Annotated in this window: 14 protein-coding genes and 1 pseudogene; 11 read left to right on the top strand and 4 right to left on the bottom strand. The window is 34.6% G+C overall.

What is annotated here, in order from left to right; genetic code table 11:
• Window positions 1–175 precede the first annotated feature (175 nt).
• The 3 genes from BOW57_RS17190 (at window position 176) to BOW57_RS17180 (ending at window position 6398) form a co-directional block, all read left to right on the top strand.
• The gene (locus tag BOW57_RS17190) at window positions 176–1189 is read left to right on the top strand and encodes a LacI family DNA-binding transcriptional regulator (RefSeq protein ID WP_129056026.1); all 1014 of its coding nucleotides are present in this window, start codon (window positions 176–178) and stop codon (window positions 1187–1189) included.
• A gap of 276 nt (window positions 1190–1465) precedes the next feature.
• Window positions 1466–4801 carry a SusC/RagA family TonB-linked outer membrane protein gene (locus BOW57_RS17185; RefSeq protein ID WP_129056024.1) on the top strand — a complete coding sequence of 1112 codons (3336 nt, stop codon included), beginning with the start codon at window positions 1466–1468 and terminating at the stop codon, window positions 4799–4801.
• A 31-nt stretch (window positions 4802–4832) separates the two neighbouring features.
• Window positions 4833–6398, top strand: a complete 1566-nt coding sequence (locus BOW57_RS17180) for a SusD/RagB family nutrient-binding outer membrane lipoprotein (RefSeq protein ID WP_129056022.1) — start codon at window positions 4833–4835, stop codon at window positions 6396–6398.
• Between the two features lie 395 nt (window positions 6399–6793).
• On the opposite strand, the gene BOW57_RS17175 is transcribed toward BOW57_RS17180, so the two are convergent.
• The 3 genes from BOW57_RS17175 to BOW57_RS17165 form a co-directional block, all read right to left on the bottom strand.
• Entirely contained in the window at window positions 6794–7762 is a 969-nt protein-coding gene (locus BOW57_RS17175) for a M20/M25/M40 family metallo-hydrolase (protein WP_129056020.1), read from the bottom strand.
• Window positions 7763–7834: 72 nt separating this feature from the next.
• Entirely contained in the window at window positions 7835–9166 is a 1332-nt protein-coding gene (locus tag BOW57_RS17170; RefSeq protein ID WP_129056018.1) for an alpha-L-fucosidase, read from the bottom strand.
• A gap of 205 nt (window positions 9167–9371) precedes the next feature.
• Window positions 9372–11045, bottom strand: coding sequence for a GLPGLI family protein (locus tag BOW57_RS17165; RefSeq protein ID WP_129056016.1), 1674 nt, complete (start codon window positions 11043–11045; stop codon window positions 9372–9374).
• Window positions 11046–11479: 434 nt separating this feature from the next.
• Between BOW57_RS17165 and BOW57_RS17160 the strand changes: the two genes are divergently transcribed.
• Both BOW57_RS17160 and BOW57_RS21070 read left to right on the top strand, forming a co-directional pair.
• Window positions 11480–12220 carry a GntR family transcriptional regulator gene (locus tag BOW57_RS17160; protein ID WP_089055066.1) on the top strand — a complete coding sequence of 247 codons (741 nt, stop codon included), beginning with the start codon at window positions 11480–11482 and terminating at the stop codon, window positions 12218–12220.
• A 6-nt stretch (window positions 12221–12226) separates the two neighbouring features.
• A pseudogene (locus BOW57_RS21070) lies at window positions 12227–12685 on the top strand (ROK family protein); the annotation flags it as partial.
• Between the two features lie 2016 nt (window positions 12686–14701).
• On the opposite strand, the gene BOW57_RS21065 reads toward BOW57_RS21070, so the two are convergent.
• Complete coding sequence (locus BOW57_RS21065) at window positions 14702–14905, bottom strand: hypothetical protein (RefSeq protein WP_371413531.1); 204 nt, start codon at window positions 14903–14905, stop codon at window positions 14702–14704.
• An 89-nt stretch (window positions 14906–14994) separates the two neighbouring features.
• Here BOW57_RS21065 and BOW57_RS17145 point away from each other — a divergent pair, with 89 nt between their 5' ends.
• The 6 genes from BOW57_RS17145 to BOW57_RS17120 form a co-directional block, all read left to right on the top strand.
• Entirely contained in the window at window positions 14995–16413 is a 1419-nt protein-coding gene (locus BOW57_RS17145; RefSeq protein WP_129056010.1) for a sugar porter family MFS transporter, read from the top strand.
• Between the two features lie 238 nt (window positions 16414–16651).
• Window positions 16652–18166, top strand: a complete 1515-nt coding sequence (locus tag BOW57_RS17140) for an arylsulfatase (protein WP_129056008.1) — start codon at window positions 16652–16654, stop codon at window positions 18164–18166.
• Window positions 18167–18179: 13 nt separating this feature from the next.
• Entirely contained in the window at window positions 18180–21524 is a 3345-nt protein-coding gene (locus BOW57_RS17135; protein ID WP_129056006.1) for a glycoside hydrolase family 38 C-terminal domain-containing protein, read from the top strand.
• An 80-nt stretch (window positions 21525–21604) separates the two neighbouring features.
• Window positions 21605–23995, top strand: a complete 2391-nt coding sequence (locus BOW57_RS17130; protein ID WP_129056004.1) for a GH92 family glycosyl hydrolase — start codon at window positions 21605–21607, stop codon at window positions 23993–23995.
• 256 nt (window positions 23996–24251) lie between these two features.
• A complete protein-coding gene (locus BOW57_RS17125) occupies window positions 24252–25544 on the top strand; it encodes a hypothetical protein (RefSeq protein WP_129056001.1) in 1293 nt (430 codons plus the stop codon).
• 394 nt (window positions 25545–25938) lie between these two features.
• A partial coding sequence (locus BOW57_RS17120) for a glycoside hydrolase family 3 N-terminal domain-containing protein (RefSeq protein WP_305775276.1) occupies window positions 25939–26468 on the top strand: 530 nt, incomplete at its 3' end.

Here is a 26468-nt window from a genome sequence, read left to right as displayed (position 1 = left end):
TGTGTTTGTTTTATTTGAGATCAATTAGGAGTAAAATTGGGTTATACTTTTTTTAAATGTTAAAAAAAGTCATTTTGCTGCAAAAAAAAATACTAAAAACGTTTTTGTAAATCGTTTTATTAAAATATATTTGTTTTAATAAATTAACTAAGGTTTAAGATAAACTTAACGTTTTATGAAAAAAAAGATCACTATCAAAGATATCGCTAAGGCAGCAAATGTATCGGTAACTACGGTTTCATTTGTTCTTAATGATAAAGGTGAGAAGATGGGGATAAGCAAGGAAGTGATCAAAAAAGTTTTTAAGGTAAGTGAAGAAATGAAATTTAAACTCAATATGATCGCCAGCAGTTTAAGAACTGGTAAAACAAGATCGATTGGGCTAATTGTAGAAGATATTTCAAATCAGTTTTTTTCTGATTTAGCTAGAGTAATAGAAAGAGAAGCAATAGATTTAAATTATAGAGTTTTTTATTGCAGTACAGGCGGGAATGATGAACGTGCGGTTGAGTTGGTTAATAGTTTACTTCAGGCAAATGTTGACGGTTTTATTATAACACCAACTGAGAATATGAAATCTACTATAGATAGATTAGTAGAGTTACAGTGCCCGGTTGTTTTGGTCGATCGTTATTTTGAAGAGCAGGATGTGAGTCATGTAGTACTTGATAATTTTGAGGGGGCAGAAACGGCGACACACTATTTATTAAAAAAAGGATTTCGAAAAATTGCATTTGTGACCAACTCTTCGCAGTTGATTCAGATGAATTTGAGAAAACAAGGATATACAAAAGCATTAAAAGAAGTGGGCTTATATGATGAATCTAAAATTTTAGACTTAGAGTATCATATCAGTGAGGAGGAACGAATTGAAAAGATCTCTGAATTTTTGGATAAAACAAGTGATATAGATGCTGTTTTGTTTGGAGCAAATTATTTGCTTCTTGCTGGATTACAATCTTTAAGCAAGCTTGGGTTAAGAATTCCTGTAGATAAGGCAGTCATTAGTTTTGATGATCATGACAGTTTTAGACTTCATTCGCCATCCATAACTGTATTATCACAACCAATTGAAGAGATGGGAAAAAAAACAATCAAATTGTTGATGAAGCAAATGAGTGACGGCAGCAATTATAAGGTTGTAAAAGAAAAGAAAAAAGGAAGTTTGACAATAAGGGAATCGGTTTAAAAATTGCACCCTTTTTTTTAAAGAATATCACTAAAACGATATAGTTGAATTAGTAAGCAACTCAAGAGAGCCAAACAAATTATTAAATAAAAACAAAGACGCTTATGATGTAAAAGAAATAGAAAAATGTTATTCAGGAAACTTAAATTATTACTAAATGCTGAAAGGGTAAATTAAGTAATATAGAATTAAAGGTTTTAGTATTTACTATTTTTTTAAAATTCAGAACCTTTCAATTTAAACAAAAATTAAAACCAAACCAAACTAATATTAATTATGAGAAAACTGTTATACAAATCACTGTTAGTTTTTCTAATGGTATTGTGCTACGAAGGAGTTAGTGCACAAAACAAAACAATCTCCGGTGTAATTACAGACAACGCAAATCTTCCTATTCCTTCAGTTATAGTTAAGGAAAAAGGAACGAAACAAGAAACGCTTACTGATGAGAATGGAGCATTCAAGATTTCAGTAAAAGAGGGTGCCACAATCATCATAAGTTCGATTGGGTTTAAAACAACAGAATTAAAAGCTGTTGATGGAATGGAAGTTAAGCTGGCAAGTGCAACAAATGAACTTGAAGGAGTTACAGTTACCGCTTTAGGACAAACTAAAAAGAATAAAGCAATTGGTTACGCAACAAGTATAATTAAAGCTGATGCGATCACAAAAACAGCATCTCCAACAATTGCTAACTCTTTATATGGTAAAGCACCGGGTGTTCGTATTACATCTACACCAGGAGGAGCTGGAGCAATCAATATCCAGATTCGTGGTATCAACTCTATTACAGGTAGAAATCAGCCGCTTATCATTTTAGATGGTGTGCCTATTCGTGATGGTGAGGTAAACAATAGTGATTACTGGAATGAGCAACGTGTAAAAAACAATGGTTTAGCAGATATTAACCCTGAAGATATTGAGAACATCTCTATTCTTAAAGGAGCATCTGCAGCTGCATTATATGGTTCTGAAGCTGTAAATGGTGTTGTATTGATTACTTCTAAATCAGGTAAAGGAAAAAAAGGATTAGGTGTAGATTTTAGTACTAGTTACTCTGGTAACGAAATTGCATACTTGCCAAGATTTCAATATGCGAGAGGACCAGGATGGTCGAATGCAAATTTTTCTACAGGATTTTTAGCTCCAAATGGGTTCACGCAATATGATACAAATGGAGACGGTACACCTGACACTAGAGGAGTTTCTAATAGTAGTTATAACTACGGTCCATGGTTCGACGGGCAACCAGTTATGACTTGGGATGGAGTAGTTCGTCCGTATTCACCTCAAAAAGATGGATACAAAAATATGTTTCAAAATGCTTGGGATGCGACTACAAACATTGCGCTTACAAACAATACAGAAAACAGCAGCACTCGTTTTTCTTACACACATATTGAATCGGAAGGTTTAAGTATGGGGAATAACAACAAGAAAAACAACTTTAACTTAAACGCATCTTTCAAAACAGGTAAATTAAAAACAGACGTAATTGTAAGTTATTTGAATCAAAACATTACAAACCGTGCATACGGTATGGATCGTTTGGTTAATAATTTTACTGGTATGATTAGTCCGTTTTCTAATGGAGATTGGTACAAAGCAAGATACAAAACGAGCTTAGGATATAAATATGTTACGGGTAAAGATACTCAAAGTTTAACTCCGGGTGAGAATATTTATCGCAATGGATTTAGAAATGATATTGCTGATTATTTTTGGAATACAAATGCTAAAAGACAATCGGAAATTACAAACCGTTTAATTGCCAGCGTTACTGAAACACTTTCAATTACAAATGAGTTAACATTACGCGGCCGTCTTTCGACTGATTTGACTTCAGTAAATACAGAGAATAAAAACCCTGTGGAAATTCCTTTAGTTTATAAATTTGGTGGAGATGGAGATGCTTCAGGATCTTTTTTAATGGATGCTCAAGATTACAATATTCTTTATGGAGATGTATTATTGACATACAATAAAAAAATTAATGAAGATTTTGGTGTAAATGCTGTTCTTGGTTTTCAAGGGACTCAAGAAACAGGAAGAACATTATCTCGTTATACAAATGGAGGTTTAAGTGTTGAAGGATGGTATGATATGAACTCATCTATAGGAACACCTCTTAGTAAAAGTACAAGATACGAGACAGTAAAAGATGCGATTTTTGGAACTTTAAGCGGTAGCTTTAGAAACTATTTATTTATTGAAGGAACGATCAGAAGAGACCGTACTTCTACAATGAATCCAAATAACAATGCCTTTACTTATCCTTCTGTTAACTCAAGTTTTATATTGTCTGATGCGGTTGCATTACCAGAATTTATTAGTTACGCAAAAATGAGAGCTTCTTGGGGTATAGTAGGTAACTACCCAGATCGTTACAGAGCTAACGTTGCATTTATTCAAAACACTTTAGGAACTCAAGGTACAGCAAATCCTGTTTTGATTACAAATTCTCAGGATATTTATGGAAATGAAGGAATTAAACCTGAAATGAAAAACGAGTACGAGCTTGGTTTTGAAACAAAGTTCTTTGATAGAAGATTAGGGTTAGATTTTTCTTACTACAATGCAAAAATTAAAGATCAAATTCTTGACATGACTTTAGCACCAACTACGGGAGCTAGTAAAATTTTAGCAAACGTTGGGGAATTAAATAACAAAGGATTCGAGATTGCTTTAACAGGTTCTCCTTTTAGAACTCAAGATTTTTCTTGGGATGTAACTTTAAACTGGGCTAAAAACATCAACAAGATTGTAAAATTAGCTAACGGTGCAAGTGAATTATTACATGCTGATTATGATGGATCTGCTGCTCAATTAAAATCTGTTGTAGGTGATCCAATGGGAGGTATTTATGCGCATCCAGTTAAAACAGATGCTAATGGTAATAAAATGGTGGACTCTGATGGTTTTTATATGCTTGATGGTGACAAATGGGAAAAATACGGATCAGCAATGGCTAAAGGTGTTGGAGGTTTGTTAAACACATTCACGTATAAAAATTTCACATTAGACGTAAATATCGATTATTCTTACGGAGGTTCTTTGATGCCAACAGGTATCAACTGGATGACAGCTTTAGGTTTGACGGAAGAATCATTGAATGCTAGTACAAACGAGCGTGGTGGTTTAACGTATTACATGGACAATGGAAAAGGTGTTCAGGTTCCTAACAGTGCTACTGCAGGTCCTGCTGGTCAACCAGTATTCCGTGATGGTATGTTGATGGATGGTGTTAATGTAGATGGTACTCCAAATACAAATGTGGTTTCTCAAGCAGGGTATTATGTTACTACATATAACTGGGGAGGACCACAATACAGCAGCTCACGTTACGAATTATACGTTCAAAAGAATGATTATGTGAAGTTAAGAGAATTATCTTTAGGATTCAACGTTCCAGCATCTTACGCTAGTAAAATTGGAGCTACGAAATTAAGTCTTTCTTTATTTGGACGTAACTTATTCTACATCTACAGAACTATTAAAGATATGGATGCTGAAGCAACTACATCTGGATCTAGATGGGACAAAAACGTAAACAATGCGGGAGTAAGCCCTTCTACAAGAAGTTATGGAGTAATGTTAAGAGCATCTTTCTAATTACGTAAATTATAATTAAAAAACAGACAACATGAGAAAATTATTATATATATCATTAACGACAGCAGCGATCTTTTTGGGCTCTTGTTCAGACAGTGATTTTGAAAATGCGTATAAAGATCCATCTACTGTAACGGCAACAAATGTACCTAAGCAGTTTGCAGGGTTCATGAAAATTAACTTTGAGGATGTTATCCCATCGTATTGGAATTACTTTACGGTGATTAGAACAACTTCTTTGAATTATACTCAAGCTCACGGTATTGTTAATGCAGCAGGACGTTTTGTTCCTGGAGCAGCAGTAACGAACAGATGGGATAGATATTATAAATTCATTACTCAATACAGAGAGTTAGAAAAAGTAATGGCTTCTTTAACTCCAGCAGAGCAGGCAGAAAATAGAATTTATACCGTTACTTCTACAATTTATTTGTACGATCATACTTCAAAAATGATTGATAACTTTGGAGATATTCCTTTTTCTGAAGCAGGTAAAATTAGTACTACTGGTGGTAATTATGACGCTGCAGCAGCTAAGTATGACAATCAAACGGAGCTTTACATCAAAATGTTAGATGAATTAAAAGCTTTTTCTACTGAATTGAATACAATTACTTTGTCTCCTAAGGTGGTAGTAGAATTCAAAAACCAAGACTTGATTAACAAAGGAAACTTGGTAATGTGGCAAAACTACTGTAATTCTTTGCGATTGAAATTGTTAAACAGAGTTTCTGCGGTTCCGGCTTTTGCAGCTAGAGCAAATTCAGAAATAGCTGCAATCATTGCGGAAGCAAAAATTGTGGATGAAAATTCAGAGAATATCGCCTTTAGAGTTTATACTCAAGATACAGATTTAGATACTTCTGGTTTCTTTGATGCTTTAGAATCAGGAAATAACAATCTTGCACCAAAACCAATGATTGATCATATGAATGCTAACAGCGATCCACGTGAACCTTGGTTGTTTGAAATAGGGGCAAGTGCAACAAGTTATGTAGGACTTGATCCATTGATGGCAGCAGGAGCTCAAGATCAGTTAATTGCTGATACTAAAATAGCTATTTATAATAGATCTGTAATTAGTAGAAACAAGTGGCTTCCTGGAACATTGATTAATGCTGCTGAAGTAAACTTACTTCTTGCAGAGTATTATTCAAGAAGCGGTAATAGTGGTGCTGCAAAAACGTCTTTCGAAAAAGCGATTAGACAATCTGTTGAGTATTATGTAAGATTAGGAGATAAAGCTGATGTTTTAACTTGGAAGCCAGCTACAGAACCTACAACAGCTGAAATTGATGCTTATATTGCAAAAATTAACTTTGCAGGAGCAACAACAGCTGCTGCTCAATTGCAATTGATTGCTTTCCAAAAGTACATTCACTACAACATCATGCAGGCTGATGAAACTTGGGCTGAACAAAGAAGATTAAAACTTCCAGCACTTAGTTTCATGGAAGATGAAACAAGTACGATCAGAAAGACACCTCCAACTCGTTGGACATATCCAAACTCTGAGCGTGTTTACAATACAACAAATTACAATACTGTTAAAGACAAAGATAATTTAAGTACCAAAATTTTCTGGGACGTAAAATAATTTCATTTTTAATGTTTGGTTAGTAATTGGTAAACCCCAGATTCAGGATATTCTTGATTCTGGGGTTTTTAACTTTAAGATGAATCTTTTTTTAAGAGAAAAAATCTTTGCAAAGGAGATATTATTATAAAAAAAATCGGCGGACTAGTAGTTAATTCAACTATAGTCCGCCGATTTTTGTTTTAAATGGTTTTCCTTTAGATTCTTTTAATCATAACATAAATAGGAGGTCAGGTATAAAAGTTAAGGATTAGTCAAAAGTTTAACCGCAAAGTACACAAAGAAAAAAAACGCAAGGTTCGCAAAGTTTTACTATAACTTTGCGAACCTTGCGTAAATCTTAGCGTTCTTAGCGGTTTAAAAAAAATAGGCTGTCAAATAAAGTTTAAAGCGTTTTAATTCTGCTTAATAAAAGTCAAAGGCTGTTCATAATTTGCAATCGAAACAAGCGCATTATAAATGTACTTAGAGACCAAAGCACCACCTTCGCTGTTAATTAAAGCAGTATCGTCTTCTGGCGTGTGATATTGTGGATGCCCGCCTGTATGCAAACCTATAGCCGAAATATCATTTTTGTAGAATGTAACATGATCAGAACCACCAACATCACCAGCAAAAACAACTGGATTTAGTCCGCTGCTTTCGCCTAGTTTTTTCATTAGTTCAACTCCATTAGGAAAAGTTCCTGCGCCGCCCATATAGAGTTCTTTTTTGTCGTTTAATCTTCCAACCATATCCATGTTTATCATTACTTTAACAGCATTTTTAGCTACAGGTAAGTGATTTACAAAGTATTTTGAGCCCAATAAACCTTCTTCTTCAGCGCTGAAAGAAATAAAAATAATACTTCTTTTAGGAGCAGTTTTATTATGATGAAATTCTTCTATAATTGACAAAAGAGCTGAAACACCAGAAGCATTATCATCGGCTCCATTGTGAATGGCCAACGTGTCTTTTTTCTTGCTGCCAGAACCTTTTCCGCCCCATCCCCAATGGTCGTAGTGCGCACCAATAACGATATACTCGTTTTTCAAATTTTGATCTGAACCTTCGAGATATCCAACAACATTTTGTGTAGATACACTGTCTGATTTTATTTTATTAATATCAGGTTTCATGAATATTTTAAAAGGCTGATAATAGCTGTTATTGAATTTTTTTAATCCAAATTTTTTGAAATATTTTTTAATGTAAGCCGCAGCTTCATTGTTGCCTTTTGTTCCTGCAAGACGACCTTCCAGCTTATCTGAAGCCAAATAAGTATCGTGCTTAAGAAATTTCTCAGCAGAAAATGTAGATTGTGCAGTTCCTTTTTCAGCTGCGATAAAAGCAACTGCAGAAAAGAGAATAACTTTTTTAAACATGTTTGTAATAATTAATTTTTATGATATTTTAAATAAGCCCATAAAATTCAATGATCTTATGAGCTTATCGAATTATTGTATCTGCATTTCGATTATAGTATCAATTGCATCGGTTTTGACACCATTTAAATACACAAATGTTCCTTCAGGCTGCTGTTTGAATTTCAGTTCTTTTTTACTGTCCATCAAATAACATTTTTTAATTTTTTGCTTCATTTCAGGAATAAAAATATAATCAGCTTGATTAGGAGCTTTGATAATGTGTGCAAACCAAGTTTTATCTTTAGCAGTAAATACACCCCAATCCTGCGGCTTCATTACATTGCCTCTCGTTCCGTAAATTGTATGTCCGTTTTTACTCATCCAAATTCCAATTTCTTTTAATGTTTCTACGAATTCAGGCTGAATAGTTCCATCTGCCATTGGACCAACATTCAAAAGGAAATTAGCATTCAAACTGGCGGCATTGATTAAGTAATGAATCAAATCTTTAGTCGATTTGTATTTGCGGTCATTGATATTAAATCCCCAAGAATTATTCATTGTTTCGCAAGTTTCTAAAGGCAGTTGAGAAACAGATTGTCCGCCAAATCCAGTAGAATTTCCTCCAGGTAAGTCTTTCTCAAAAGCTTGAAAATCTTCACCCTGAATAGGTGTAAGATGATGATTGTTTGAAATTAAACAATTAGGCTGTAAGGAATGAATCAGTTTATAAATATCATCGTAATGCCAGTTTACTTTTGACTGTAATGTTTTATCCGTATCATTATCCAATTGGTCCCAATGACCGTCAAACCAAATACCGCCAATTTCTCCGTAATTAGTCAGCAATTCTGTTAATTGACCTTTCATAAAACGAATATAGCTTTCCCAATCGCTTTTTTGAGTTCTGCCAGTTCCTTTTCCTGTTTTTCCAGTTTCGTATTGGTAATCAGATCTTGTCCAGTCTAAAAGCGAATAATAACAGAATAATTTAATGCCTTCTTTATGGCATTCGTCTGCCAGTTCTTTTAGTAAATCTCTTTTAAAATGCGTATTTGTAATTTTCCAATCCGATAATTTAGTGTCAAAATTGCTAAAACCATCGTGGTGACGCGTAGTAAAAGTAATGTATTTCATTCCTGCACTTTTCGCAATACCGACCCATTTTTTGGCATCAAAATCCTGAGGATTAAAAACATTAATCAACCTGCCGTATTCTGTTACTTTGATATTTTGATTGTTCATAATCCATTCGCCGTTGCCAAGAACGCTGTATGGACCAAAGTGAATAAACATACCAAATTTATCGTCCTGAAATTCTTTTCTGTTTTTGAGGTTTCCTTCGGTTGGAGAGTAGGTTTGAGCCATTATTGCCGTCAAGTTCATTGAGAAAAACAGCAAGAAAAGTGTGATTTTTTTCATGTTTTTTGAAGTTAGGTGGTTTGAGAGTAAAGTTTTAATAGTGAAAATTAAATGAAGGATTTAAAATAATGACAATTTAAAAGAGAGTGTATCCAATAAAAGTCATAATTCTAAATCCTTCATTTAATTTTAGTTTTTTGAAACTTAAATATATAAAGACTTCTCTTTAAGCAATAAGTCGATATTATCTAAGTTTAACTATCAATTACCTTTCTCCAACCAAAAATCCCGAAACATTCCAAGCGCTGCTGCTGGTTCCTTCTGGTTTTCCCATTGGGATAGAAACGCGAATAGTATGTTTTCCTGGTGTAAGATTTCCTAAATCAATTAAATTTGGATTCGTTGTTGTTCCCGGACACCAGTTAGAGCGGCTTAAATCTGATGATGATAAACCATTTCCAAAATTGCCCGAAGCAGGATTACTCAATCGGTACGAACCGCAATCTGTACGCCAAGGTGTAAATGCAAACACTTCTTTGCCATCTATAAATATAGAATTCTTTTTCTGTAAAAATTCATCACCATTTTCCCAGCCTCCATGACCAGTTGTAGTATAGCTCAACTTGAAGTTTTTGTATCCTTGCGGTACTTCAAAAGTCATTTCCAGACCTTTTTCGTTATCAAACATAGTAGCATAATCTTGCCCCGCCATTTCCATTACATTAAGGGTATTGAATAAAGGCAAAATAAAATCGCCTTTTTCATTATTATCCTCACCCTCATGAATAGAAATATTCAAACTCGCTTTGTGTCCGCCTGCATCATAATTCCCAATAAACATTCCAATATAAACCTCCTGATTGCTCAATTTTGGCTGTAATAATGAAATGTCCTGACGATAGAAAACACTGTCTTGCCAAACTTTATTTTTAAGCTGTAAATAGTTGAAATGTTTTACACCAAACGGAGTAAAAAAGCGCATTAATTCTAACAGTGGTGCATATTCGTCTGTTGCTGCAACACCTTGATATTTTTTACCATTTCCGTTTTCGTACACAGGAAGCGTTTTAGCACCATTTTTTAGTCCGTCTAGAAAAGAACTTTTTTTATCCATTGGAATCATAAAAACAGAGCCGGTTCTGTCGTAAGCATCACCATTAGATTGCTGTGTTACATCAACAAAAATGGCGCTTCCGTTTTTTATTTCAGGAAATTTCACTTTTCGAACAATAATAGTACCGCTTGCAAATCGGAGGATGCTGTCATTTGATTTTGAATCAGATGAAAAGTTAATTTGCTCTTTTTCGAAAACTGAAATATTAGTAAAACGACTTTTCCATAATAAGTCTTTATACGTCAACTGGTCAACAGTTTGTACAGCAGGTATTTTTAATATAGCAGGAACCGTTTTTAGAATCTCGATTTTTGAAGCCGAAACAATAGAATTTCCATTACGATTAGTTTCTAGAACTAAACCTAAATCTTGTCCAAGAATACTTGGACCCCCTTTTAAACCCAATTCGTTAGTATACCAAATTTCGATTTTATTTGAGTTTACAGATATAGTAGCTTTTTTGCAGGTATAATTCAGAATTTTTTTAGTTTCATTACTAAATTCAAACTTTTGCTTTCCCAAAGCGTCACTGTCCTGACCAAGAATAGATTTATTTGCTTTAAGCTGCGCCCATTGCAAAATAGTTTTGGAATTGAAATCTACAAAAGTCTGCTCAAAAGGTAAATCTGCTTTTTGCTGTGTAATCTTATCAGATGTTACTAAACTTAAGTCTTTAGAAGCAAACAAAAGTAAAGCATCTTGGTTTTCGCTGATTTTTCCGTTGTAGCTTCTTTGGTAAGTAACTTTAATTGCTTTGGCTGTTTTTTGAGCAAAAGACATTGTGGTTGTACAAAAGATAAAGAAAGCAAATAATGTTTTTTTCATGTTATGGTTTGTTTGGTTTATTTGTACTTCTGGTTTAATCCTGAAGAAACTAAATTGGTTGGTTTGAAAATCAAATATATGGCAATTTGCTAAATCGATTTAATAAAATTACAAATCTAAGATGAAATCAGAATTTAAAATGCAGTTTCATAGTGTTTTGAAAATTATAAAATAGAGAAGTATAATTGAAACGTATACCGTTTTTCGCAAAAGCTAAGATAGAAAATTTTAGGTTCTAATAGGAACATACTAACTTTTTTTAGTAAAAAATAGCTCAATTTTAGATTCATTACTTGATAATCAGTTAATTTACTGTATCGTTTTAGTAAAAAAAGGTTTTTACTAAAAATGTTTAGTAATCAATTAATTACATTTTTTAAAAAATAATTTTGTTCGTAATAAAAAACGATTACATTTGTTATATGTATGAACATATGAACAAAATACCGTTATTAGATCACGACAGCAAAATTCCGCTGCACAAACAAGTGGAGGAGTTACTGCGCGAATTGATCAAACATCCCGATTTTAAAGATGGAGAGTTATTTCCAAAAGAAGTGGATTTGGCTAAACGCTGGGGGATTTCTCGTAATACGCTTCGTCAGGCAATCGCCATTTTGGTAAATGAAAAGCTGTTAGTGCGAAAAAAAGGCTCAGGAACGCGAGTTTCTCAAAATCGAATTACCACCAATCTAAACAATTGGATGAGTTTTACTCACGAGATGGAGGATATGGGATTAGAGTTTAAGAATCTTTCTTTGAATGTAGAAATGGTTAAAGCCAGCGCTAAAGTTGCTAAATATCTTCAAATTAATGAAGGTGATGAAGTCTTACTTCTACAGCGTACAAGAAGTATTGATGATAGTCCAATGGTTTATTTCGAATCTTATTTTCATCCAAGAATTGGACTTTCTGTCGAGGAAAATTTTGAAACACCGTTATATGAGATATTGGGCAATAAGTATAATGTCGTTCCTGTGTATTCGCAAGAAGAACTAAAAGCTATTGCGGCAAGTAAACGTATTGCGGGCTTACTAAAAATCGAGAAGAATCAGCCAGTTTTAGAAAGAAAAAGAGCTGTTCTTGACACTGCCAGAAAACCAATCGAATATAATATTTGTTACTATAGAAACGACTGGTTTACCTATACAATCGAAATCAAACGTACGATTTAAAATAGAATGAAAAAGTTAGGAATTGATGTTGGCGGGAGTCATGTTACTGTGAGTATTATTTATGAGAATATTATTAATGAGCAGCCGCAGACTTTAATTAGAAAAGAAATCAATTCAAAAGAAAAAGCATCCAGTATTATTTCTGTGCTTAGCAGTTCTATCGAAGAAGCTTTGATTGAATCCAATAATATTGATACGATTGGAATTGCTTTTCCTGGACCTTTTAATTATGAAAAAGGGGTGAGCGAAGTTTTGGGAGTTGGCGGAAAGTTCGAAACCACTTTTGGAATCCATATTCAGCAGGCACTAAAAAATAGTACAGGTTTAAAAAATGTTCCTTTTGTTTTTGCAAACGATGCAGATTGTTTTGCCGAAGGTGCCTATTTCCGTCACAACTTAAGCAGTGCAAGAACTGTTTTTGTGACTTTAGGAACCGGATTTGGTTCCGCTATAATGTTAGATGGCGAGCTAATTAAAAAGCATCATGACATTCCCGATGGCGGCGCTTTTTATAATCAGCCTTTTTTAGAACAAAAAGCAGATGATTATTTCTCAGTCCGCTGGCTTTTGGCAGAGTACAAAAGGCTTTCGGGCGAAAATATCAAATCGGTAAAAGCAATTGCAAATTTAAATACTGAAATTTCAAAAACAGTTTTTGCCAATTTCGGTCGAAATATGGGAACGTTTCTTTTTCCTTGGTTTGAAAAATTTCGATGCGAAGAACTGGTAATCGGCGGTAATATTTCTAAAGCCAAAGCACTATTTATGCCCGCTTTAGAAGAAGCCTTAAAAGAATTAAAAATAAAAGTAAATATTATTTTCTGTGATGACGCCGAACTGAGTATTCTTAGAGGAGCGACAATTATTGCAGATAAGAAAAATAAAATACAAATGGAAAAATCTATTCAATCTAAAAGAAAAACAACACAACCTTTATTGCCTGTACAAGCTGTTATTAAAGAAAATGGAGAATACAATGTTTTTCCTTCTTTTCCTTCGAAATCTGAAGTTTTTGTTGGATTTGAAAGTTTGGCGAATCAAATAGCAGGACAAAAGATTGTTATTATTGATGGATTTGGGGGCGTTCTTTGGGAAAATTTCAGACATCATTTAAATTCGGCTTTGATCGAAAAACAGAAAAATGTGCTTTGGTACGATATTGATTCCTGCTTAAAATCAAGCGAAGAAATTAATAAAATGATTGAGCCAAACCTTAATGGAAATGATCCTGTTTTTGGAAAAAAATATTTAGGAGAACTTTCTGATTTCTTTGAAGCCGAAAAATTAAATAAATTAAAGCCAGACACAAGTGCTGATATATGTATTGTTTACGGAACTGGAGCTTCATTGTCAAATTGGGAAGGACAGCTGATTTATGTTGACGTTCCAAAAAATGAAATTCAGTATAGAATGAGAGCCGGTTCTGCAAAAAATATGGGCAGTAACGACACTTTAGCTTATTCTCAGATTTATAAAAGAATGTATTTTATAGAATGGCCAGTTTTGAATATTCACAAAGAACATTTACTTCCAAAAATCGACATTATTATTGACGAACAGCGAATTGATGAAATCACTTGGATGAAAGGCAGCGATTTTAGAAACGCTTTGAATCTAATACTCGAAAGTCCGCTTCGTGCGCGTCCATGGTTCGAAGCAGGAGTTTGGGGCGGCGATTGGATGAAAAAGAATATTACTGATCTAAATCAAGACGAAGTAAATTATGCTTGGTCTTTTGAATTAATTAGTCCAGAAAACGGAATTGTGTTTGAGGGAAATAACCATTTGTTAGAAGTTTCTTTTGATTTTCTTCTATTTCAGGATAACAAAAAAGTGTTAGGAAAAGCTGCTGACCGTTTTGGGAATTATTTTCCAATTCGTTTCGATTATCTAGACACTTTTGATGGTGGGAATCTTTCCGTACAATGTCATCCGCGTCCAGAGTACATCAAAGAGAATTTTGGAGAAGAATTTACACAGGACGAAACTTATTATATTTTGGATTGTGAAGAAGATGCCGAAGTGTATTTGGGTTTTCAAGAAGATATTAATCCAGACGAATTTAAACAAGCATTAATAGAATCTCAAGAAAAAGCAGAAGAAATTGATATTGTAAAATATGTGCAAAAATTCAAAGCCGAAAAGCATGGTTTGTATTTAATTCCTAACGGAACCATTCATGCTTCTGGCAAGAATAATATGGTGTTGGAAATAAGCAGCACGCCATATATTTTCACTTTTAAAATGTACGATTGGGTTCGTCCCGGTTTAGACGGAAAACCTCGTCCGATCAATGTAGAACACGGATTTAAAAACGTTTATTTTGATAGAAAAGGAGAAAGAATTGAAAGAGAGTTTATTTCGAAACCAAGTGTAAGTAAAGAATTCCCGAATGGCAGAAAAGTAAGTCTGCCTACTCATGAAGAACATTTTTATGCTGTTGACCGATACGAATTTACTGGAGAAATAGAAATCGAAACTTTAGGACAATGTCATATTTGTATGCTTGTAGAAGGTGATATTGCTGATGTAAGCGCAGGACAAAACAGCCAGAAATTCAAATATGCCGAAACTTTTGTTATTCCTGCAAATGTTCCAAAATACAAAATCAATCATATTGGCAGTAAAAAAGCTTTTGTAGTGGTTTCGTATGTAAAAGATAACTGGTGTTAACAGTAAGGACAACAAATTAAATGAACCACCATTTAGTCCTTTTCTAATACAACCATAGGAATACAATTAACTATAACTACTATCTAAGAACCAAAACTATTATGAAAACCAAAGGAACCAATTATTTCATATCGCTCATAACGCTGATCGCAGCATTAGGAGGATTTTTATTCGGTTTTGATATGGCTGTTGTCAGCGGAATTATCGAACCATTAAAAATGCAGTACGGCTTATCATCAGCACAAGAAGGATTGTTTGTTTCCTGTGCTTTATTAGGTTGTATTGTCGGCGTAGCTTTTTCAGGTTATTTAAGTGATAAAATTGGAAGAAAAAAAGTATTGTTCGTTTCAGCCATATTATTTTTAATCAGCGCTGTAGGTTTTGCATTTTCAGAAGAATATTCAATATTAATTTTATTCCGTGTTCTTGCTGGAATGGGAGTAGGAGTAGCTTCAAATGTTTCACCGCTTTACATTTCAGAAGTAGCGCCTTCTCATAAACGCGGACAATTAGTTGTATTTTATCAACTTGCCATAACCATTGGAGTTTTAGCAGCATATATCAGCAATTTTTTCCTTCAAAAATATGCAGTATCACATTCAGCTGAAGGTCATGGTTTACTTCATTGGTTGTTTGTTGAAAATGTTTGGCGCGGAATGTTTATTGTTGGTGTAATTCCTGCAGGAGCATTTTGTTTGTTATTGCTTATAGTTCCAGAAAGCCCGCGCTGGCTGGTGCAATTCGGACTCGATGAAGAAGCTTTTAAAATACTAAATAAAATAAATGGAAACGAAAAAGCCCAATTAGAACTGCATTCTATTAAAGAAATGGCAAGTCAAAAATCTGGCGGTATTCAGGAATTGCTTCGTTTGCCTTTACGCAAACTACTGATTTTGGCAATGGTACTTACCGCTTTGTCACAGTTCAGCGGAATTAATGGAGTTATTTTTTACGGTCCGACAATTTTGAAATCGGCGGGTATCGTAACGAGTGATGCTTTGTTTTATCAAGTAATATTAGGATCTGCGAATGTACTTTTTACTTTTATTGCCATTTCAAAAGTAGACAGCTGGGGACGCAGGCCTTTGTATATTGTAGGTTCATTATGCGCAGCTTTTGCATTGGCTTTAACAGGTTTTTGTTTCCTAATGAATATTACAGGCTGGTTAATGCTGTTTTGCATCATTCTATTTCTTTTGTTTTTTGCCTTCTCACTTGGACCATTAAAATTTGTAATCTCAACCGAAATTTTTCCAACACATATTCGAGGAACAGCCTTGTCTATCTGTATTATGACCATGTGGGTATCAGATTGGCTGGTGAATTTGTTGTTTCCTATAATGCGAGACGGATTAGGTATTGCGGCTACATTTTTCATCTTCTCCTTTTTCTGTATTCTTTCTTTTGCTTACGCCAAAAAGAAACTATTTGAAACCAAAGGAAAAAGCCTTGAAGAAATTGAGAAATCTTGGAATTTAGATGTAAAAGCAGAAGGACTCAAAGAAATTGAGAAAGCATAAATTGTATTTATAAAAATGTGTAGCGTCCAGCTTTAGCTGGATGTAAACAATAAGATTTAGATTGCTGGCTTTAGCCAAAAGGTATAAGTTAGGCTAAAGCCATAATCTGGAATCAATTTTACCCTCCAGTTAAAACTGAAGGCAATTCAAATGTTTCTATGTGTTTAGAATAATTACACGCAACGAGTTTAATCAATAAATTTCATTATTTACAATCTTATTTAATATTCGAAATAGTATGAAAAAGAACGTACTACTATTTATCTTTTTAGTTTTTAACCTTACAACTTGGGCGCAGCAAAAGCCCAACATAATTGTAATTTATGCAGACGATTTGGGTTATGGTGATTTAAGCTGCTACGGCATGTCCAAAATCAGCACTCCAAATATTGATAAACTGGCGAAACAAGGATTGCAGTTTACCAATGCGCATTCGACTTCAGCAACCTGTACACCTTCAAGATTTGGATTGCTTACAGGCAAATATCCTTGGAAACAAAAAGGAACTGGAATAGCTCCAGGAGACGCCTCATTAATTATTCCCACGCATAAAGCGACTCTTCCTTCATTGCTTCAAAAGGCAGGTTATACAACGGCTGTAATTGGTAAATGGCATTTGGGATTAGGAAAGAACGGAATTGATTGGAATAAAGAAATTAAGCCCGGACCAAAAGAAGTTGGTTTTGATTACTCTTTTATTATGCCAGCGACTTTAGATAGAGTTCCCTGCGTGTATGTAGAAAACGGCAGAGTAGTAAATCTTGATTCGAAAGATCCTATAACGGTTAGCTATAAAGAAAAAGTTGGCAATGATCCGACGGGTAAAGAAAATCCTGAGCTTTTGCGAATGAAACCTGATCCAAATCAAGGACATAACGAAACAATTGTAGACAGTATCAGCCGAATTGGATATATGAGCGGCGGTCATAGTGCCTATTGGAAAGATGCTGATATAGCGGGTGACATAACCAAAAAAGCCATCAGTTTTATATCAAAAAATGCTTCAAATCCTTTTTTCCTGTATTTCGCAACTGGCGATATACATGTACCTCGTTATCCTCATAGTATGTTTCGTGGCAAAAGCGGAATGGGACTTAGAGGTGATGCCATATTACAACTGGATTGGACAGTAGGCGAAATAGTAAAGGCATTAGAAAGTCTGAAACTTACCCAAAATACGCTGATAATTTTCAGCAGTGACAATGGACCTGTGGTAAATGACGGCTATATGGATAAAGCGGTTGAAATGTTAGGAAGTCATAAACCAGCAGGACCATTACGCGGAGGAAAATACAGTGCGTTTGAAGCAGGAACCAGAGTTCCGTTTATTGTAAAATGGCCGGCAAGTGTTCAGCCTGATAAAAAGACATCTGTATTGTTAAGTCATATAGATCTATTCTCTTCTTTAGCAAAACTCACAGGACAGCCATTGCAAAACGATGACGCTCCAGATAGTTTTGATATGCTAACACAACTAACAGGTAAATCTAAAAAAGACCGACCTTATTTAATTGAACAAGGCGGACCGTTATCGATCATTCAAGGAAAGTGGAAATATATTGAGCCTTCAAAAGGCCCACGTATTGATCGTGATGTAAATATCGAATTAGGCAATGATCCGGTGCCTCAGTTGTATGATTTGAGTAAAGATATAGGAGAAAAAAACAATTTAGCATCGCAATATCCTGATGTCGTAGTAAATCTTTCAGCGTTACTAAAATCCAGCAAAGAATTGGAAATAACAAGACCATAATTGATTAAAACATATGAACTTAAGAAAACAAAATATAAGCAGACTATTTCTTTATTTTTTGCTGCTTTTCGTAACACAATCTCTTTTTGCTCAAAAAGAAGTTCCTTTTTTTGGAAAAATAAATTGGATTAATGGTTTTGGAAAAGAAATTACAGGAGAGAATATTACCTATAATTCGGCTTTTCAGGATTATGCAAGTGTTGCACTTTTAACGAGAACGACAGACGGAAATAAAACAATAGAATGGGAAACAGCTCCTGCTCCAAAAGTAATAAAAGACGATTATGTATATTTTAGCTGGGTTGCGGGACATTCGTCAGGATCTAGCAGCGGAGACCGAAATTTTGATTTGTATGTGGATGGAAAAAAGATTCTGACTTTTACCACTTTACCTAAAAATCAAAAAACAAACTGGATTTTTAAAGCTAATGACGGATCAGCATTGGCATTTCAGCAAATAAAATTAGATGGAGCAAGCGATTCTCAAGGATATGCATTCTTGCGTCTTCCTGCCAATAAAGTAAAAGCTGGACAAGCTGTTCGAATAAAAATTGTTGGTCAAAAGCAAAACAGCAACGATTGGTTTATGACTTTCAAATTTGCATTTGAAGAAAATGTAAAAGTTACTCCAATGCCTTTTCTTTTAAAAAATGGCACACAAACGCTGGCTTTAAGTGTTTTGCATTTTGGTAAAGATGAAGCTGTAAATGTAAAAATCAACGAAAAAGAAAACTATACTTATACTGCAAAAGACGGAATGAATAATTTTGATATTCCAATTGCGGCAGTTACAAAAGACGAAAATATAAAAGTTCAGGTGAAACTTGCTGGTAAAACTTTTATTGATGACTTTTTTGTTGTTAAACCTATTGTTTACAGAGAATTTCACTTACTGCATCATTCACATACAGATATTGGTTATTCGCATTTACAGCCAGAGATTGTAAAAGTGCACAATAAAAATATTGACGATGCACTCGAAATGATCGAAAAGACAAAATCATATCCAGAAGAAGCAAAATTTAAATGGAATATAGAATCCATCTGGGCAGTCGAAAATTATTTGAAAGTGGCAACACCGACTCAAAAAGAGAAATTTACAGCGGCAGTAAAAAATGGCGACATTCTGCTTTCGGCATTATATGTAAATATGCTTACCGGAATGAGTCAGGCCGAAGAAATGTTTCATTATACAGATTACGCTGTTAAACTGCGCAAAGAATTTGGTTTTACCATAAACAGCGCAATGATTTCTGATGTACCTGGATTTGCTTGGTCAACCGTAACGGCACTTTCAAAAGGAGGCGTAAAATATTTCTCTATAGGTTCTAATTTTATGGGATTAGATCATCCGTATAGAGGAGATAGGGCGGGTCATTTTCTTAAAAACTGGGGAGACAAACCTGTTTGGTGGACGTCGCCATCTGGACAAGATAAAGTATTGTTTTGGGCTGGAGCTAAAGGATATTCGTCATGGCACGGTATGCAGCCGGGCGATATTTATGAAAGAGGAGCTAAGAAAATTGCAGATTATTTAAATGAATTAACAGCCAATAAGTATCCATATGATATGGTGCAATGGCGTTTTAATATTATTGCTGACAATGCTCCAATAGAACCTAATGCTTCTGATTTTGTAAAGAAATGGAATGAAAAATATGCTTCTCCAAAACTAATTCTCAACACTGCCGATAAAATGTTTGAAGCATTTGAGAAAAAGTACGGCGATAAAATACCCACTGTAAAAGGCGATTTGACGCCTTATTGGGAAGATGGAGCACTTTCGACAGCTGATGAAGAAGGAAAAAACAGAGTTAACAGTTTGCGTTTGCAGCAATTAACGACGCTTTATACCATGTTGCAGCCTAAAAAGTACGATCAACAGAATTTTTATGAAGCTTGGAGAAATATTATAATGTTTCATGAACATACTTGGGGAGCTCACAATAGTATATCTGACCCAGATTCTCATTTTGTAACCGAACAATGGCGCATAAAAAAACAATTTATGCTTGATGCTGATACTGAAATTAATGCATTAGAAAAAAAACTATTTGAAACCATAAGTAATTCTAAATCTAAGAAAATTGCCGTTTTCAACACATCATCTTGGAAAAGAACTGGATTGGTACTTATTGAAACAACTGTAAAAGGAAAATCGGTAAAAGATGCAAACGGAAAAATTACACCATTACAGCAATTGAGCAACGGAAAATATGCTTTTATCGCAACCGATGTTCCTGCTTTAGGAACAGCATTTTATGAAATTACAGATAAAACAAAATCAGATTTTACAAATCAGTTTGTTTTAGGAGATCATTCTTTGTCGAACGGAAAAATTGAATTTGGCTGGGATAAAACCAACGGAAGTATTACGAATCTAAAAACGATTTCAGATTATAATTATGCGGGTGATTTCAATAAACAAGGTTTAAATAGTTATTGGTACGTTCCCGGTTTAAATCCAGAAGAAGTTCAAACAAATAAAAATGTTCAAGTAAAAACGTTGGAAAGCGGACCTGTAGTAACATCAGTTTCAATTATATCTGATGCGCCGGGAGCCAATAAATTGGAACGAATTATTTCGCTTTACAGCGGAAGTAATCAAGTATTAATACATAATATTTTAGACAAGAAAGCCATTCGTACCAAAGAAGGCGTTCATTTTGGATATCCATTTAATGCACAATTAACAAAAACTACCCTTGATGCGGGTTATGGAACCATTGAGTTTTTGAAAGATCAATTGGCAGGATCAAATATGGATTTTCTTTATGGAAGAAGATGGCTTGATGTTTCATCAGGAGATAAAGGAGTACAGTGGATGCTTTTAGAATCTCCTTTGGTCGAACCAAACAGTATGGTTGACGAACGAAAAGAGGTTGTACCTAATTATAAAGAATGGAAAAAGACAGAGAAACCTACTTCTACATGGTTCTCATACGTAATGAACAATTATTGGCACACCAATTACAAAGCGGATCAGAGCGGCATTGTGAACTTTAAATATGCACTTCGACCTCATGAAACGACAGATAGAGCAGTAATGGAAAAAGAAGCCGCAGAGTTTACACAGCCACTGATTGCAATGACGGTAAAAGAAGATGTAAAACTGCCTGCAAATTTATTCGAATTGACTAATTCTAGAATCGTGGTAACTAGTTTAACACCAAATCAAGATGGTACAATATTAATGCGTTTGTTCAATCCAGAACAATCAGAACAGAAAACCAAATTTGTATGGAAATCTTTGCAGCCAAAAGCAATTATAGATAAAACAACGGGAGTTGAGAAAGCGAATTCAGCTGAAATTAATATGACAGGAAGCGGAGTTTCAGAATTTATACTGAAAATATAAAGTAAAAATCAGTTAAAATCGGCGTTAGAGATTTATAGTTCCAATTTTAAAAAAATGCCTTGATATTAAATTTAAGATATATGAAAACAATTTCAAAGACAATAATATTGTTTGCTATGTTTATTTCGCTTTTCTCTTGTTCAAAGAAAAAAGATGATTTTAATGCAACAGCTTGGGTCGATCCGCAGATAGGTTCCGTGCATGGACGTTGGTTTTTTTATACGCCAGCCTCATTGCCTTTTGGAATGGCAAAATTGGCTCCTCACACCAATGCTTACGGAAGCGGCGGAAGCTGGGCGCCTTGCGGCTACGACGATCGTCATAATTCGATTGAAGGCTTTGGACATTTTCATGAGTTTCAAATTGGCGGTTTAGTTGCAATGCCCATAACGGGAAAATTGCAGACTACACCAGGAACTTTAGAAAAACCAGAAACAGGATATCGATCAACATTTGATAAAGAAGAAGAATATGCTGAACCAGGCTATTATTCCGTTTTCTTAAAAGAATATGGAATCAAAGCAGAATTAACAGCTACAGAAAGAGTAGGCTTTCATCGTTATACTTTTCCTGAATCTGGAGCATCACATATTATTTTTGATATTGGACATCGTCAGGGTGAAAGTAGTGGCGTTACTGAAGCTACGATGAAACTTTCTGGAAAGAATATTTTAGAAGGAACGATCGAAACGTTTCCTGAGTATTTAAAATTCTGTGATCCAGAAAAACGAGTGAAAATGTATTTTGTAATTCAGCTTAGTAAAACACCTCAATCCTTTGGCTCATTTGTAGAGGATAAAACATTTGACGGTCAAAAGGAAACTAAAGGAATTGGAAACGGAATGTATATCAATTTCGCTACTAAAAAAGGAGAAGTTGTCGAAATGCAAGTGGGACTTTCGTACACAAGTATTGAAAACGCAAAATTGAATTTGAAAGCTGAAGCGACTGGACAAACTTTTGATGTTGTAAAAGAAACCGCTCACGAAAAATGGAATGAAAAGTTAGGACGAATTAAAGTAGAAACAAAAGACAGCATCAATAAAGTAAAATTTTACACAGGTTTATATCACGCTCTTCTAGGACGTGGATTAGCCAGTGATGCTAACGGAAGTTATCCGAGACATGATGGTAAAATTGGTAAAATTCCGCTTGATGGAAACGGAAAACCAAAATACAATCATTACAATACAGACGGAATTTGGGGCGGATTCTGGAATTTAGGACAGCTTTGGGCTTTGGCGTATCCAGATTATTTGAGCGAATACCTTCAATCGAATATTGATTTTGCAAAAGAAACCGGCTGGTTACACGATGGAATTGCAGCTGGAGCGCACGCAAATGGTGTACAAACAAATTGTTTTGGTTTGATGATTGCAGCGGCTTATAATAGTGGCATTCGAGATTTTGATGTAGAAGAAGCTTATAAAATTGCCTATAAAAATGAAACAGGTTATAGCAAACGTCCGTTTGGTTCAGGAAAATACGACTTAGCTTACTTTGTAAAAGATGGATATATTCCTGCAAAAGATACCACGCTTGCAAATGGCTGGGTATTTAATTTTGGTGCCTCTCACACGCTGGAATTTGCCTATACTTCTTACGGAGTTTCTCAATTTGCAAAAGCTTTAGGCAAGACTGAAGATTACAAAAAGCTAACAAAACAGGCAGGAAACTGGAAGAATATTTTTGATCCTGAAACCAAGTTTATTCGTCCAAAATATGAAAACGGAAAATTCATAGAAAATTTTAATCCAATGGAAGCTTGGAGAGGATTTCAGGAAGCAAATGCCTATCAATATACTTGGTACGTACCACAAGATCCTGCAGGATTAATCAAAATTTTAGGTTTGGAATTATTCAACAAACGTTTGGAAACCACGTTTAATGAAAGTCAAAAATCGACTTTTGGCGGAGGAAAAGGAATTGACAGTTTCTCAGGCTTGGAAAGGTTGTACAATCACGGAAATCAGCCATGTCTCCATCATTCTTTTTTGTTTAATTATTCTGGAAAACCTTGGCTTACACAAAAATGGTCGCGCGCTATTTGCGAAGAATTCTATGGAGCAGAACCACTTCACGGTTACGGATTTGGACAAGACGAAGATCAGGGACAATTAGGAGCTTGGTTTGTAATGGCTTCAATGGGATTGTTTGACGTTCAGGGACATGCAGCCATGAATCCAACATTTCAGTTTGGAAGTCCATTATTTGATAAAGTGACCATTAAACTCGATCCGAAATATTATAAAGGCGAAGAACTGATAATCGAAACCAAAAATAATTCGAAGAAAAACAAATATATCCAGTCAGCATCTTTCAATGGAGAAAAAATAGAAAATGCCTGGATTGATCGCAAAAAACTAACCGATGGTGGAACCTTATTTTTTGAAATGGGAGCAAAACCAAATACCAAATGGGGAATTAAGACACCGCCACCGTCAATGAGTACAAGTGAATTTGGATCATAATTTTTTTAAACACATAGAAACATAGCTTTTTTGATAATCATTTGTCAGGCTGAGCGAAGTCGAAGCCTACGTGCGAATTGGAACGCCCTTCGACTTCGCTGAGGGTGACAATTCACAAACCAATTATGTGAAAAATATGTATTTCTTTTTGTACTCATTATTTACAATCTCGATAGCTATCAGATTGTTTGGTTTACAACAATAACAACATGCTATAAACGAAAAACAATAAACAATAATTCCAATTTAAATAAACATGAAAAAAATACTTTCGTCAGCAGCGGCACTTGCTTTTATGCTGACTCTTACAGCACAGCCAAAAATGCCGATTGACAAAAAAATGTCGGAGAAAATCAAGAACGATCAAAATATGGCGTTCGTAAAAAAGAAAGCTTTAGAAGTAATTAAAACTGGTGTAAATGCTGGTGACGGTTACCGTGAAGTATGGATTCGCGATTATAATACCTTTATCGAATTAGCCGCGCAAGTCACTAAAAAAGAAGATATAAAAGAGAATCTACTAGTGTTTTTTAGAATGCAGGGCGATGACGGAAACATTATTGACGGTTATACTCCTAAAGAACAAATTGGTGCTGGAGAAACTGATTTTTCGTATTCGAAATTAGAACCAAGATATGCAGCTCATAAAAATACAGTTGAAACTGACCAGGAAACATCTTTGGTACAAGCGGTTTACAAATACATTCAGTTAACTGGCGATAAATCTATCTTAGCAGAAAAAGTTGGAGATAAAACCGTTGCAAAAAGGTTAGAATGGTCTATGGACTTTTTAATGAAAAACCGCTATACATCAAAATACGGCTTAATTACAGGTGCAACAACAGCAGATTGGGGCGATGTACAGCCAGAAGAAGGTTACGGAGTTGATCTTGACGGAAATACGCATATGGCTTGCGATATTTATGATAATGCAATGTTTATTGTGGCATTGAACAATTTAATGGAAATGATTCCGTCAACTAAAGCCAAATGGCAAAAAATCAAAACTGACGTTGCTAAAAACACAAGAACTTATCTTTGGGATGCTAAAAATCAAAAATACATTCCGCATTTGTATTTAAACGGCTCGCCATTTCCAGCAGATTTTGATGAGAATAATATCTTCTATTTCGGAGGGACAACTGTAGCAATGGAAGCAGGATTATTGAGTAAAGCAGAAGTAAAAGCTTCGCTAGACGAAATGGTAAAAAGAGTAAAAGAAGCGGGAGCACCATCTATTGGTTTAACCCTTTATCCACCTTATCCAAATGGTTTTTTTGTAAACAAAATTATGAATCCAGTTTACAGCTATCAAAATGGCGGAGATTGGACTTGGTTTGGAGCAAGAACAATTCAGCAATTAATTAAATACGGATATGTGGAAGAAGCTTACAGAGAAGTACAGCCAATGCTGAAACGTGTAAAAGACAATAACGGTTTCTACGAATGGTATTCGATAAAAAATGAACCAAGAGGATCAGGAACTTTTAGAGGCGAGGCTGGAGTTTTATACACCGCAATTGTAATGTTTGAAAATCTGAATAAATAATAAAATCAGAGAAAGGTGAAGTAGATAAGATAATTATCAACTTCACCTTTTTTATAGAGTAGGATTTAATAGAACCTTAATTTAGGATTGTATTTATGTAAGTGAGATATTTCGTAAGAGATATCTTTTTTTTTATTTTTTAATTTAAAGTAAGGGCAATTGCAACTTAAATTTAGATAAAATCGGAGTATTATTTTATCAAAAAGATATTCTATCTTTAAATTTCTGAAATATTTCAAATTAAGTAATAAAGAAGAATGTTTATTCTTTGAAGTAAAGTAAGTTATGGTTTTTTAAAACGATTGACATGACTGAATTGTACAGTCATTTATTTTAATTGATAAAACGATTTAGTAAAAAAAGAAACTCGATAATAAAATTTAAAATCTCAATAATGAATTGCTTAAAAAATTACCGATTTGCACTGTTTTTTTGTTTCTGTGTCGGAATTACTTCTGCACAGCAAAAAACATATCCTTATAAAAATCAAAATTTATCGATAGATAAAAGAGTAGACGATTTACTAAAACAATTGACGATTGAAGAGAAAATTTCTTTATTAGGATTTGAAAGCAAAGCCGTTAAACGATTAGATATTCCGCAGTATAATTGGTGGAATGAATCGCTGCATGGAGTAGCACGAGCAGGAAAAGCAACTGTTTTTCCGCAAGCTTTAGGAATGGCAGCCTCTTTTAATGATAATTTATTAAATGAGGTAGCAAATGCCATTTCAACCGAAGCCAGAGCCAAAAATAATATGGCTGTAGCCAAAGATCGTCGTTTACAATATATGGGACTTAATTTCTGGTCACCAAACATCAATATTTTTAGAGATCCGCGTTGGGGAAGAGGACAAGAAACCTATGGAGAAGATCCTTTTCTAACTGGAAAAATGGGAACCGCTTATGTAAAAGGTTTACAAGG

This window comes from Flavobacterium sp. YO64 (assembly GCF_004119505.1).
Lineage (GTDB): Bacteria > Bacteroidota > Bacteroidia > Flavobacteriales > Flavobacteriaceae > Flavobacterium > Flavobacterium oncorhynchi.
The sequence above is the reverse complement of the archived record's forward strand: the minus strand, read 5'-3'. Positions and strand labels throughout refer to the sequence as shown.